The sequence below is a fragment of the Micromonospora sp. A3M-1-15 genome (assembly GCF_024213425.1).
Classification (GTDB): Bacteria; Actinomycetota; Actinomycetes; order Mycobacteriales; family Micromonosporaceae; genus Micromonospora; species Micromonospora chersina.
The window spans coordinates 218,884-231,668 of record NZ_JANAVK010000004.1 but is presented as its reverse complement, the minus strand read 5'-3'; the positions used below and the strand labels follow the sequence as shown (position 1 = coordinate 231,668).

Below are 12,785 nucleotides of genomic sequence, written 5' to 3'. Positions count from 1 at the left end.
ACCTTCCGTCAGCCCACCCGGGTGAGCAGCGTCACGGGGGCGCCGTCCCCGGCGTAGCGGTAGGGCTCCAGCTCGGCGTCCCAGGCGGTGCCGAGCGCCTTGTCGAGGGCGTGCGCGAGGGCCTCCGGGGCCCGGGCGGACGCCATGATGCTGCGCAGCCGGTCCTCGCCGAGCTGGATGTCCCCGGCCGCGCCGACGGTGGCCCGGAACAGGCCGCGCCCCGGGACGTACATGAAGCGCTCGCCGTCGGCTCCCGGGCTGGGCTCCTCGGTCACCTCGAAACGGATCATGGGCCACTGCCGGAGGGCAGCAGCCAGCTCGGCGCCCGTCCCCGGGCTGCCGGTCCACCCGCACTCGGCGCGACGCGCCCCGGGATCGACGGGCTGGGCCGTCCAGTGCAGGTTGACCGGCGCGGCGAGGACGCGCGCGATCGCCCACTCGACGTGCGAGGACACGGCGAGCGGGGTCGAGTGGACGTATACGACGCCACGCGTTGGCACGGTGACCTCCCGGTGAGCCGAGGTGCGTCTTCCCCTACGACCTCGTCCACCCGAGTGGCCTCTGCAACACATGATTACCCGAGTGACGGATGGTGCGCCAGCGAATCGGAAAATTCGCCGGCCCCGGTGACCGGGAAATACCCGGGCGGCTGACCCGGTTGTGCTCCCTGACGGCGCGACGACCAGCCAGGCGTCGAGGTCGTGTACAGTTCTCTGGGCGGTTCTGTGCCGCCGCACGTCTTCGCGGGCTGACGCTCACCCCGGGCGTCAAACCGCACATCAGCCCCCGGACGTTTTCCGTCCTCCCGTACGTCTGCAAGGAGTACCTCCGTGGCGAGCAACACCTCTAAGACCGCGCGCGCGTCAGTCCGGGCCGGCCAGGCTGGCCAGGGTGGCGCCCTCAGCGTGCTGGGCGAGTTCAAGTACCTGATCCCGCTCAACGGCGGCAAGCACGCCTACGTGCGCAACCTGACCAACGGCAAGACCGCGCACCTGCGCACCGACTCCGAGGCCTTCGTCGAGGAGCTGCGGGTGCTGGCCGCCGCCGGCCACGCCGCCAAGCTGCGCGCCGAGATCAACGCGCTGGCCACCACCCACCCGGACCACGGCTGGGACAAGACCGAGAAGCGTCTCGTCGAGGCCGGCGTCTTCGAGGGCTGAGCGCCCTCACCCGCGACACCACGAACCGCCCGCCGGGGTCACCCCGGCGGGCGGTTGTCGTCTGTTCACTCCTCCGGCAGCAACGCCACCTCACCGGTGGCCAGGTCGTAGAGGGCGCCGACCACGGCGACCTCCCCGGCCCCGACCGGGCCGGCCAGCAGGTCGTCGGCGCGCAGGGTGGCCACCGTGCGCCGGACGTGCCGGCGGATGGCGAGGGGGTGGGCGTCCGGGTCGTCCGCGCCCACCTCGTGCACCGCGGGCGCGATCCGGTCCACCACGTAGCCCAGCGAGCCCTCCGGCAGCCGCCCGCTGCGCAGCGCCTCGACCGCCGAGCCCACCGCCCCGCAGCGCTCGTGCCCGAGCACCATCACCAGCCGCACGCCGAGCTGCCCCACCACGTACTCGATCGAGCCGCAGACCGCCCGGTCGAGCACGTGCGCGCCGGTGCGGATCACGCAGATCGAGCCGAACGTCTGGTCGAAGATCGCCTCCAGCGGCACCCGCGAGTCGATGCAGCCCAGCAGCACCGCGTACGGCTGCTGGTCGCCGGAGGCCACGGCGGCCGCGGCGGTGACGTCGTGGCCGTGCACCGGCTGCCCGCTGACGAAGCGCCGGTTGCCGGCGAGCAGCTCGGCCAGGGCGGCCCGGGGCGTCCGGGCGGCGGCTGTGGGCGGCATGCCCTCCAGCCTGGTCACCGATCCGACGCCGCGAAGCCGGGTTGGGAATCTTCTCACCACCCCGGTTGCCGTGTTGTCATGACGGGTACGCCGGTGTTACCGCCGGGTCACTCCGGTGCGACAGACACCGGTCGGCCCGGGGGAGGTGGACTCATGCCGGAGCACCTGGAGGTGCGGCTACCCGACGGCGTACGCCTGCACGTGGCGGCGACCGGCCCGGTGGACGCCGAGGTCACCGCGATCCTGCTGCACGGCTGGACGCTGGACGGGCGCAGCTGGCACCGCCAGCTCGCCGACCTGCGCGACCGCTTCGGCGAGCGGGTCCGGGTGGTGACCTACGACGCCCGCGGGCACGGCCGGTCGAGCTGCATGGCGCTGCGCACCGCCACCCTGGCCCAGCTCGGCGACGACCTGGCGGCCGTGGTCGAGCAGGTCGTCCCGTCCGGGCGGATCGTGCTGGTGGGGCACTCGATGGGCGGGATGACCGTGATGGAGTACGCCCACCGCCACCCCGAGCACTTCGCCGGCCGCACCGCCGGCCTGGTCTTCGTCTCCACCACGGCCGAGGGGCACACCCACACCGCCTACGGGCTCTCGCCCCGGATCGCCCGGCTGATCCGGCTCGCCGAGACCACCGGAGCGGGGGTGCTGGCCCGCTGCGGCGCCTGGCGCCCGCCGCGCGCGCTGCTGCGCGCGCTGCGCCCGAGCATCCGCTGGATGCTCTTCGGCGACCGCTGCGACCCGGCCGACATCCGGCTGGTCACCTCGGCGGTGGCGCACGCCTCGCTGCGCTCGATCGGCGGTTTCCGCGCCTCGATCGGGGCCCAGCACCGGCTGGACACCCTCGCGGCGCTGGGCCGGCTGCCGGCCGCCGCGCTGGTCGGCGACCGGGACCGCCTGACCCCGCCGCCGTGCGCCGAGTCGATCGCCGCGGCGCTGCCCACCACCGAGCTGACCGTCTGCCCCGGCGCCGGCCACATGCTCATGATGGAACGCCCCGACGACGTGAACGCGGCCGTCGCCGCGGTGGTGCACCAGGTGCTCTCGGGCACGGACGCGGGAACGTCCGGGCAACGGGTGGGAACGTCCGGATAACGGGCAACCCGCACCGGCGGGCAACGGGCAACGGCATGGCCCCGACAGCGGCCGGGTCGGCGGCCCGTACCCTCATTCAGCCCGCCGTCTGACCACAGGAGCCCCCGCGTTGAGCGACCAGACCACCCTGGAACGGGAGATGGCCGTCGAACAACGGCATCTCGACCGGGTGTACGCCCGGCTGGCCGAACTGCGTCGGTCGGCCGCCGACGCCGAGCGGGAGGGCTACCGGCTGGCCCGGGTCGGCAACTTCGGGGCGTTGGTCGAGCGGGACGCCATGGTGTTCCACGCGGCGCAGCGCCGCCACGTGCTGGACGCCGAGCACGAGGGGCTGGTCTTCGGCCGGCTGGACCTGCGCACCGGGCAGGTGCTGCACGTGGGCCGGCTCGGGGTGCGCGGGGAGAACGCGGAGACCCTGGTGGTGGACTGGCGGGCGCCGGCCGCCGCCGCGTTCTACCAGGCCACCCCGGCCGAGCCGCGCGGCGTGGTGCGGCGGCGCACGATCCAGTCGTCGGCGGAGCGGGTCACCCGGATCGAGGACGACCTGCTGGACCCGGAGTCGGCGCCGCCGGACATGGCGGTGGTGGGCGACGGCGCGCTGCTGGCCACCCTCTCCCGGGCCACCGGGCACGGCATGCGGGACATCGTGAGCACCATCCAGCGGGAGCAGGACGAGGCGATCCGCTCCCCCGGCAACGGCGTCACGATCGTCTCCGGCGGCCCGGGCACCGGCAAGACGGCGGTGGCCCTGCACCGGGCCGCGTACCTGCTCTACTCCGACCGCGCCCGGTACGCCGGGGGCGGCATCCTGGTGGTCGGCCCGTCGAGCGTGTTCGTCCAGTACATCGCCTCGGTGCTCCCGTCGCTCGGCGAGGAGACCGCCACCCTGCACTCGCTCGGCTCGCTCTTCCCCGGCCTGTCGGCGACCCGGACCGACCCGCCCGAGGTGGCCGCCGTGAAGGGGTCGCTGCGGATGCGCCGGGTGCTGGAGCGCGCGGTGCGGGACGCGGTGCCCGACTCCCCCACCGAGCTGCGCCTGCTCTACCGGGGCGAGCTGCTCCGGCTGGAGCGGGCCGAGCTGGACGCGGTCCGGGACCGGACGCTGTCCCGGGGCGGGCGCCGCAACGAGGTGCGCCGAGCGGCCTTCGACGCGGTCCTCGGCGTGCTCTGGGCGCAGGCCCGCGCGCTGCGGATCGGCCGGCTGCCCGAGCAGCCCGCGTTCGAGGACGAGATCATCGAGCGGCCGGAGTTCCGCGAGTTCCTCAAGGCCTGGTGGCCCCGGCTGCACCCGCGGCACGTGCTGGACTGGCTGGCCCGCCCCGAGCGGCTGCGCCGGTACGCCGGCGGCATCCTGTCCGGGGCCGAGATCCGGCTGCTGACGCAGGCGTACCGGAGCCTGGACGCCGAGGGGCTCACCATCGCCGACGTGGCGCTGCTGGACGAGCTGGACGCGCTGCTCGGCAAGCCGGTGCAACGGGCGAGGCCGAAGCGGGACCCGTACCAGCTGGCCGGCGGCGTCCGCGAGCTGAGCACGGCCGCCGACCGGCAGCGGGCCGCCCGGGCCGCCGCCCGGGAGCGCCCGGAGGACTACCGCGACTACGCCCACGTGGTGGTCGACGAGTCGCAGGACGTCTCGCCGATGCAGTGGCGGATGATCGGCCGGCGCGGCCGGCTGGCCTCCTGGACGGTGGTGGGCGACCCGGCGCAGACCGCCTGGACCGGCGACCCGCAGGAGCTGGCGCGGGCCCGGGACCAGGCGCTGGGCCGGCGCCGCCGGTACCGCTACGAGCTGACCACCAACTACCGCAACTCGGCGGAGATCTTCGCGGTGGCGGCCGCGGAGATCCGCCGCGTCCACCCGGACCTCGCGCTGCCCACCGCCGTTCGTTCCACCGGCGTGGCGCCGGTGGAACGGACCGTGCCCGCCGCCGAGATGGCCGCCGCCACCGCGGCGGCGGCCCGCGCGCTGCTGGCCGAGGTCGAGGGCACGGTGGGCGTGATCACGCCGGTGCCGCGTCGGGACGAGGTGGCCGGTTGGCTGGGCGACCTCGGCGGCCGGCTCCAGGTGGTGACCAGCCTCCAGGCCAAGGGCATGGAGTACGACGGGGTGGTGCTTGTCGCACCGAGCGAGATCCGGGCCGATCCGGGGTCGGGCGTGCGCACCCTCTACGTGGCGCTCTCCCGGGCCACCCAGCGCCTCACCACGCTCGACCCGGTCGGCTGACGGCGGCTTCCCGCCCCCCACGTTCACTTGCACATATAGCGATGTGAGCATAGATTGAGCTCGGCCGGGGCGACGGACGGAGGGTGTGGGCGTGGGCGCAGGTCATGACCACAGCGGCGCGGTGGCCAACGCCGCGCACCGCCACCGTGGTCGACTCTGGGCCGCGTTCGGGCTGCTCACCGCCCTGATGGCGGTCGAGGCGGTGGCCGCGTTCGCCACCGGCTCGCTGGCCCTGCTCTCCGACGCCGGGCACATGTTCACCGACGTCCTCGGCATCGGCATGGCCCTCGCCGCGATCAGCGCCACCCGGCGGGCCGACACCGACCCGCAGCGCACCTTCGGGCTCTACCGGCTCGAGGTGCTGGCCGCGCTGGCCAACGCGGTGCTGCTCGGCGCCGTGGCGGTCTACGTCCTGATCGAGGCGGTACGCCGGTTCGGCGAGCCGCCGGAGGTGCTCGCCGGGCCGATGCTCGCCGTGGCGGTGCTCGGCCTGCTCGCCAACGTCGCCGCGTTCGCGCTGCTGCGTGCCGGCGCCGAGGAGAGCATCAACCTGCGCGGGGCGTACCTGGAGGTGCTGGGCGACCTGCTCGGCTCACTCGGGGTGATCGGCGCCGCCGTGGTCATCGCGCTCACCGACTGGTGGTGGGCCGACCCGCTGGTCGCCGTGGCGATCGGGCTGTTCATCCTGCCGCGCACCTGGCGGCTCGGCCGGGCCGCCGTCCGCATCCTGGTGCAGGCCGCCCCGGAGCACCTCCAGGTGACCGCCGTGCACGACCGGCTGGCCGCCGTGCCGGGCGTCGCCGAGGTGCACGACCTGCACGTCTGGACGCTCACCTCGGGCATGGAGGTGGCCTCGGCGCACCTCACCATGGTCCCCGGCGCCGAGGTGGGCGACGTGCTGGCCGCGGCCCGCACCGCCCTGCACGAGGACTTCTCGATCGATCACGCCACGTTGCAGATCGAACCCGGAGCGTCTCCCGGGGCCTGCGGTGCGGTCGAGTGGTAATTAGGGCAATCTTAAATTCAAGTGGCTATTGTGCACTTGTGCCGGTTTTGACCGGGCCACCGGCTCCCACCTGCGGAGCCGGCCCGGAGCAGCGCCGGTAGGCTCGACCGCGGCCCCCGCCGGGCGGCGCCCACCGGCGCCTGCGGCGGCCGTCGCCTAATCGCCCGCAGGGGCGAGCCGGGGAACCACGTTCGTGGGGTGCATCCGCGTCAGCGGTAGGGATCTTCCGTCCCGAACCCGTCAGCTAACCCGGTCGGCGGTTGACGGAAGGACACGTGAATGCCCCCAGTGGCACCTGTACGACGGACGGCCGCCCGGTTGGCGGCCCTGCTCATCGCGACGCTCACCCTCGGCGTCGTGGCCGCGCCGGCCTCCCCCGCCCCGGCGGCTCCGGCGACCGGCCTGCTCGCCGCCGCACCCGGCGACGACGAGGGCGGCACGCCCGCGCTGCGCGCCCAGCTCGACGCGGCCAGCAAGGGCTGGCTCGAGGCGCGGGCCGCGTTGAACCGCTCGGTGACCCGGCAGCAACAGCTCACCGCCCAGCTCAAGACGGTCAACGCCGAGTTGACCGTGCGCGACGCCAAGGTCGGCGAAATCGCCGGGGTGGCGTACCGGGCCGGGCGCATGGGCACGGCCGCGGCGCTGCTCGGCAGCAGCAGCCCGGAGGGCTTCATGGACCGCGCGGCGGCGCTGGAGCAGGTGGCCGCGCACGAGGACCGGGCGCTGCGCGACCTCATCGAGACCCGGGACGAGGCCACCCGCACGCAGGCCGCGCTCACCGGCGAGATCCAGGAGCAGCGCAAGCAGGTCGCCGTGATGGCCAAGCGCAAGCAGCAGGCCGAACGTGCCCTGGAGGTGGCCAACGACCGCGCGTCCAGCAGCGGCGGCGGCAGCGTGCAGGGCACCTCCTCGGCGAACGCCAAGCCGGCCCCGCGCAACGCCGACGGCTCCTGGCCGCCCGAGTCGTGCAGCGTCAACGACCCGACGCCGGCCGACGGCTGCATCACCCCGCGTACGCTGCACGCCCTCCAGCAGGCCAAGGCGGCCGGCTTCACCCGGTACGTGTCCTGCTACCGGCCCAGCGGCTCGGGCGAGCACCCGAAGGGGCGGGCCTGCGACTTCGCCGCGCAGACGGACGGCTTCGGCGGCGTGGCCACCGGCGGCGACAAGACGTACGGCAACAACCTGGCCGCCTACTTCATCCGCAACGCCGACCCCCTCGCCGTGCTCTACGTGATCTGGTACAAGCAGATCTGGCTGCCCAGCAGCGGCTGGAAGGCGTACAGCGGCGGCAACGGCGACCCGTCCAGCGACCACACCAACCACGTGCACCTGTCGGTGTACTGACCCGCCCCGGCGGCACCCGGCCTACGCCCCACGACGTACGCCGGGTGTCGCCGCACGGCCCACGACGCGGCGCCCACGACGGCCGAGCATCGGGGGCATGAGTCGACTCTCCCCCGCCGGGCGCAAGGCCCTGCTCACCCTGCACGTCGTCACCTCGGTGGGCTGGCTCGGCGCCGACCTGGTGCTGCTCACCCTCGGCGTGGCCGGGCTGCGCGGGGCCGACCCCGAGGTGGTCTACCCGGCGGCCGCGCTGCTGGTCACCTGGCTGTTCGCCCCGCTGAGCGTGGTGGTCTGGCTGGTCGGGCTGGCCAGCGCGCTGCTCACCCCGTGGGGGTTGCTGCGCTGGCGCTGGGTGCTGGTGAAGTTCGCGGTCACGACCGTGGTGCTCACGCTGGTGCTGCTCCTGCTCACCCCGCGCGTCCGGCACCTCGGCGAGCTGGCCGGGGCGGCCACCACCCACCTGCGCGTCGACCTCGTGGTCGCGCCGACCGTCTCCAGCACGCTGCTGCTCGTCGTCACGGTGCTGTCCACGTACAAGCCGTGGGGGCGGCTGCGGCCGGCCCGACCGGCGGCCCGGCGACCGGCGCCGGTCGGGCGGCGCGGCTGAGTCAGGCCGCCCGCCCCTCCAGGGTGGCGCCGAGCCGGCTCGCCAGGCCGAGGTGGGCCGCCCGGGCCTGCCGGAAGGCGTACCCGAACAGCGGCGCGGGGGCGGAGAGGGTGATCTCCACGTCGATCCGCACCACCCCGTCGGGCTCGTCACGCAGCCGGGTGTGGTTGCGCACCGTGGTGGCCGGCTGCTGCCGGGCCACGGTGACCACCTCGTCCTCGTTGGCGATCAGCACGTCGGCCTGATAGGTGACCGGGAAGTGCAGCGGGCCGAGCTCCAGCCGGTCGGTGATCGCGTAGCTGGCCAGCGCGCCCGGGCGGGGCGGCAGTTGGCGGACCCGCACGATCAGCGGATGCAGCTCGCCCTGCCGACTCAGGTCGCCGAGCAGGGCCACCGCTTCCGCCCGGGTGCAACGGGCCTGCACGGTGTAGCTGAAGCTGTCGCTGCTGAGCAAGCGGTACCCCCTCGCCGTCGTGGATCCGCACGATCGTCCCGTACCGGAGCCGGGCTGGCAACGGGTCGGAAGTCCCGTCGACCAGCGAGGGGTGGGCGCCGATCAGGCGCCGGGGAGCACCTCACGGGTGCTGTCGGCGAACCAGGGCTCGGGCGCGCCGAAGAGGCCGAGCAGGCCGGTCACCCACAGCTGCCGGTGCACGAACCGGCTCGGCTCGGTGACCACCAGCTTGACGCCGCTCACCTCGCAGGTCTGGAAACCGGCGACCATGGCGCTGATGCCGACCGAGTCGATGAAGGTGACGAGCCGCATGTTGAGCTCGATCCGGGAGGGGCGGCCCTTGGCGAGCACCTCGGCGATCGCTTCCCGCACCTCGTACGCGGTGTCGACGTCGATCTCGCCCCGCGGGGCGATCTGGACCACACCACCGGCCAGCACCGACTTCACGATCGACAGGCTCACGCGAGCACCTCCACTCGCCCGTACGGGCGCCTCATCAGTACGCGGGCCGCGACCGAGAGTATTCCTCCGACGGCCTCGGTCGCCACCCCTCGGGATGAGCAATTCGCGGACTGGGCACACCTGGGCACCCTGATCCGGACCTTCGGGCTCCGATCATCCCCGCGGCGCCGGTCCCACCGGTCGATCGACCGGGGCGGGCCCGGCCGATCCGCCGACCCAGGGTAGCGGGCCGCCGCACGTCCCGGTGGCACCCGACCCCCCGGCGCGTCCGGGTGGACTGTCCCCTGGCGCGCCGACGCGCCCCGCCGGGGTGGTTTGCGCCGGGTCGGGTCGGGGCACTGGGCACGGGGAGCGAACCGTCACGCGCCGGATGACACCCGGAGTCCGAACCGGCCACCGGACTTCGGCACCCCGAGGAGGTAACACCATGTTCGGATCCACCCTGCTGGACCGCCGCAGCAAGCCCGAGCGGGTCGCCGACCAGGCGTGGCAGCACCTGCTCGCCGCCGCCGGCTCCGCCGGCGACAGTGTGCGGGACGCCGCCCGTTCGGCCCGCCGCAACTCCTCCGGCTTCGCCGACGACGCCACCGACCTGGTCGGCTCCGCCGCCGAGGAGGCCCGCCGCCGGTCCAGCCTCGCCTTCGACGCGCTCGCCGGCCGCCGGCCGGCGCTGCCCTGGACGCTGCTGATCGCTGCGGCGCTCGCCGGTGCGGCGATCGGCTGGGCCGCCGGCACCGCCGCGCGGGCGGCCGGCAGCCGCGAGCGGGACGTCGACGAGATCGAGTTCGTCGACGTCGACCGCCCCAACTCCCCCGCCGGCCTCGACGGCTGAGCGGGACGCGACGGTGGCCGTCCCCGGCGTCGGGGACGGCCACCGTCGTGTGTGCGGGTGCGGTCAGCGGGCGGTGCAGGAGACCGTCGGGGCGCGGTTGCCGCCGGTGTACGTGCCGGTGAAGCCGGCCGTGGTGACTGCTCCGACGCCCAGGTTGCCGTTCCAGCCGGCATCCCGGACCGTCACGGCCGACCCGCTCTGGGTGTACGACCCGTTCCAGAGCTGGGTGATCTTCTGGCCGTCGGGGAAGGTCCAGGCCACGGTCCATCCGGCGATCGGGGCGGTGCCGGAGTTGCGCACCGTCACCTCGCCCTGGAAGCCCCCCGGCCAGGAGTTCGTCACCGCGTAGGTCGCCGCGCAGCCGCCGCTGGTCGGCGACGGGCTGGGCGAGGTCGGCGACGGGCTGGGGGACGTGGGCGACGGGCTGGGCGAGGTCGGCGACGGGCTGGCCGAGGTGGGCGTCGGGCCGGGCGTGCCGCCGAGCCGGTCCGCCACGAGAATGCCCCGGCCGTTGGTGCCCAGGTAGACCCGGCCGTAGACCCGCGGATCGCCGGTGAGCGCCTCGCCCGCGTTGCCGTACTGGTGCTGGTCGTCGTTGATCCGCACCCAGGCCGCGCCGGCGTTGTCCGAGCGGTACACACCCTGCCTGCCGTCGACGGTGCCGACGGTGAACAGCGCGGGGTACGTCTGCCCGGGGGCCGCCTTGCCGAAGCCCACGTTGACCGTCGAGGTGACGCCGGCCAGCTTCGTGAAGCTCGCGCCGGAGTCGGTCGAGTGCCACAGCCCGCCCTCGCCGGCCAGCCAGACGTCGCCCTCGCGGCCGGGCACGGCCTTGACCTTGACGCCGGTGGTGGGCAGGCCGCTCGCCGCGGTGGCGGTGAAGCTCGCGCCGCCATTGGTGCTCACGTGGAACCGCCCGCCGCTGACGCCGTAGAACTTGTTCGGGTTGACCCGGTCGGACTCGACGACCGCGTTCGCCGGGATGCCGGTCGCGGCGGTCCACGAGGTGCCGAAGCCGACCGAGCGGACCACCGGCTGGCCGGCGTCGCCCGGGGCCCAGACGAACTGGCCGCCGTCGGCGGAGGCGGCGACCGTGCCGCCGCTGTTGATCCCGGACGGCTCGCTGCCCTGGAACCAGTTCGCCCCGCCGTCGGTGGAGAACGCGACGTGGCTGTCGTTGGGGCGGTCCGCGTCGGTGAAGTTGCCGGCCCGGACCAGCACGGCCGGCTTGGCCTCGGCGTAGTCGAGGCTGGTGGTGCTCGTGAAGGTCGGCTGGGTGAACATCATCGGCGGCACCGCGTCGAGGTCGGTGTGGCGGAAGCCGCCGATGTCACCGAGCGCGCTGACCAGCGGCGCGCCCGAGGGCGGGCTGACCAGGTCGAGCACCGCGGTCTCCTCCAGCCCCTTGACCATCGGCTTGACGGTGAACTGGCCGCCGGTGTCCCACTTCGTCAGCTCGGTGGTGCCGTAGACGGTCGCGCCGGTGCCGTACATCATCCGGTTGCTGTCGAACGGGTCGATCTCCAGCGACTCGTTCATCCAGCCCAGCTTCGGGCTCTCCTCGGGCGGCGCCGGGTTGGTGCCGAAGGTCAGCCAGGGCACCGAGGAGATGTCCATGGTGTACTTCTTCGTGCGGTTGGGGTAGCTGGCGAAGTCCCAGATCCGGGTCCAGGTCGCGCCCCCGTCGGTGCTGCGCCAGAAGATGGCGTCCGGCCACCAGGAGATCTGGGTGGCCACCATGAGGGTGTTCGGGCGCTGCCGGTCGATGGTCAGCCCGGAGTAGCCGAAGTAGGCGTCGGCGCTGGACGACGGGACCGGGCTGATCTGCGTCCAGGCGCCGGTGGCCCGGTTGAACTTCCACACGTCGCCCTTGCCGCCGTCGTACGGGCCGCCGGTGTCGCTGGTGGCGATGTAGAGGTAGCCGCCGACCGGGTCAACCACGCCCTTGTGGGCCAGGTAGCCGGTGGGCTGGCCGGGGACCCGCTCCCAGGTCGCGCCGCCGTCGGTGCTCCGGTAGACCGGGTTCTGCTTGTCGGCCACGCCCACGTAGACGGTCTGCGTGGCGGCGCCGGGCGTACCCGTGCTCTTGTCGAAGCTGACCCAGGTCAGGCCCTGGTTCTGGCTCTGGTAGCCGGAGCTGTCGTTCGGGTCGGCCCGGTAGTTGCCGACGTTGGGGAAGTTGGCCACCTTGGCCCAGGTGACCCCGTAGTCGGTGCTGCGCCACAGGCCGTTGCCGCCCTCGGCGCCGTAGTAGACGATGCTGTTCCGGTTGGGGTCCACGGCGAGGCGCTCCCCCATGCCGCGACCGGGCATGTTGCCGCCGTTCTTGAACGGCAGGGCGGTGGCCTGCCAGGTGGCGCCCTTGTCGGTGGAGCGCAGGATCGCCCCGTTGTTCGGGTCCCAGTCGTTGGTGTACATGCCGACCGCGGCGTACACCCGGTTGGTCTGCACCGGGTCGGTGGCGAGGCTGACCACGCCGTTCCAGCCCCACCGGTCGGCGCCCACCCAGTCCAGCAGCGGCGTCCACGACTGGGTCGACTGCTCCCAGCGGTACGCCCCGCCGATGTCGGTGCGCGCGTAGATGAGGTTCTTCTCGGTCTGGTTGAAGATGATGCCGGGGACGAAGCCGCCGCCGTCGATCCGGACGTTCTTCCAGCTGTACGACTCGGCCGAGGCGGCGGCGGCCGGGGTGGCGGGGGCGGCGGCGAGCTGCACGACGACGGCCGCCGCGGTGGCGGCCAGCGCCGCGGCGGCCACGCCGGCGAGACTTCTACGCATGGGGCGGTTCCTCTCGGTTGCCCGGGGTGGTGGGACGGGAGCGGCAGGCGACATTCACACTAACCGATGATGGAAGCGCTCCCAAGCCCTCGGTTCCCACCCGGATCGGGTGAGGGCGGGTCACCCCGGGTGCGCGCAGGATC

At 74.0% G+C, this 12,785-nt stretch carries 12 protein-coding genes and 1 riboswitch; of the genes, 7 read left to right on the top strand and 5 right to left on the bottom strand.

All coding sequences use genetic code 11. The features are described from left to right. Nucleotides 1-8: 8 nt before the first annotated feature. On the bottom strand, nucleotides 9-500 hold the full coding sequence (locus tag NLX85_RS21530) for a DUF3145 domain-containing protein (protein WP_091319620.1): 492 nt from the start codon (nucleotides 498-500) through the stop codon (nucleotides 9-11). A 330-nt stretch (nucleotides 501-830) separates the two neighbouring features. Between NLX85_RS21530 and NLX85_RS21525 the strand changes: the two genes are divergently transcribed. After that, entirely contained in the window at nucleotides 831-1,160 is a 330-nt protein-coding gene (locus NLX85_RS21525; protein WP_254337901.1) for a hypothetical protein, read from the top strand. A 65-nt stretch (nucleotides 1,161-1,225) separates the two neighbouring features. On the opposite strand, the gene NLX85_RS21520 is transcribed toward NLX85_RS21525, so the two are convergent. Beyond that, nucleotides 1,226-1,837, bottom strand: coding sequence for a carbonic anhydrase (locus NLX85_RS21520; protein WP_254337899.1), 612 nt, complete (start codon nucleotides 1,835-1,837; stop codon nucleotides 1,226-1,228). A gap of 153 nt (nucleotides 1,838-1,990) precedes the next feature. Here NLX85_RS21520 and NLX85_RS21515 point away from each other — a divergent pair, with 153 nt between their 5' ends. From NLX85_RS21515 to NLX85_RS21495, 5 genes are all read left to right on the top strand, one after another. Then, nucleotides 1,991-2,932, top strand: a complete 942-nt coding sequence (locus tag NLX85_RS21515; RefSeq protein ID WP_254337897.1) for an alpha/beta fold hydrolase — start codon at nucleotides 1,991-1,993, stop codon at nucleotides 2,930-2,932. 109 nt (nucleotides 2,933-3,041) lie between these two features. After that, nucleotides 3,042-5,156: an AAA family ATPase gene (locus NLX85_RS21510; protein WP_254337895.1), complete on the top strand. Its 2,115-nt coding sequence runs from the start codon at nucleotides 3,042-3,044 to the stop codon at nucleotides 5,154-5,156. Between the two features lie 91 nt (nucleotides 5,157-5,247). Continuing rightward, on the top strand, nucleotides 5,248-6,162 hold the full coding sequence (locus NLX85_RS21505; RefSeq protein ID WP_254337893.1) for a cation diffusion facilitator family transporter: 915 nt from the start codon (nucleotides 5,248-5,250) through the stop codon (nucleotides 6,160-6,162). Between the two features lie 143 nt (nucleotides 6,163-6,305). After that, nucleotides 6,306-6,437, top strand: a riboswitch (cyclic di-AMP (ydaO/yuaA leader). A 4-nt stretch (nucleotides 6,438-6,441) separates the two neighbouring features. Continuing rightward, on the top strand, nucleotides 6,442-7,509 hold the full coding sequence (locus NLX85_RS21500; RefSeq protein WP_254337892.1) for a hypothetical protein: 1,068 nt from the start codon (nucleotides 6,442-6,444) through the stop codon (nucleotides 7,507-7,509). Nucleotides 7,510-7,606: 97 nt separating this feature from the next. After that, nucleotides 7,607-8,116, top strand: coding sequence for a hypothetical protein (locus tag NLX85_RS21495; RefSeq protein WP_254337890.1), 510 nt, complete (start codon nucleotides 7,607-7,609; stop codon nucleotides 8,114-8,116). Nucleotide 8,117: 1 nt separating this feature from the next. On the opposite strand, the gene NLX85_RS21490 is transcribed toward NLX85_RS21495, so the two are convergent. Continuing rightward, the gene (locus NLX85_RS21490; protein ID WP_254337888.1) at nucleotides 8,118-8,570 is read right to left on the bottom strand and encodes an SRPBCC family protein; all 453 of its coding nucleotides are present in this window, start codon (nucleotides 8,568-8,570) and stop codon (nucleotides 8,118-8,120) included. Nucleotides 8,571-8,672: 102 nt separating this feature from the next. Continuing rightward, nucleotides 8,673-9,032, bottom strand: coding sequence for an STAS domain-containing protein (locus NLX85_RS21485; RefSeq protein WP_254337886.1), 360 nt, complete (start codon nucleotides 9,030-9,032; stop codon nucleotides 8,673-8,675). A gap of 427 nt (nucleotides 9,033-9,459) precedes the next feature. On the opposite strand from NLX85_RS21485, the gene NLX85_RS21480 reads away from it, so the two are divergent. After that, a complete protein-coding gene (locus NLX85_RS21480; protein ID WP_254337884.1) occupies nucleotides 9,460-9,864 on the top strand; it encodes a hypothetical protein in 405 nt (134 codons plus the stop codon). 63 nt (nucleotides 9,865-9,927) lie between these two features. On the opposite strand, the gene NLX85_RS21475 is transcribed toward NLX85_RS21480, so the two are convergent. Beyond that, the gene (locus NLX85_RS21475) at nucleotides 9,928-12,642 is read right to left on the bottom strand and encodes a cellulose binding domain-containing protein (protein ID WP_254337882.1); all 2,715 of its coding nucleotides are present in this window, start codon (nucleotides 12,640-12,642) and stop codon (nucleotides 9,928-9,930) included. Nucleotides 12,643-12,785: the final 143 nt, after the last annotated feature.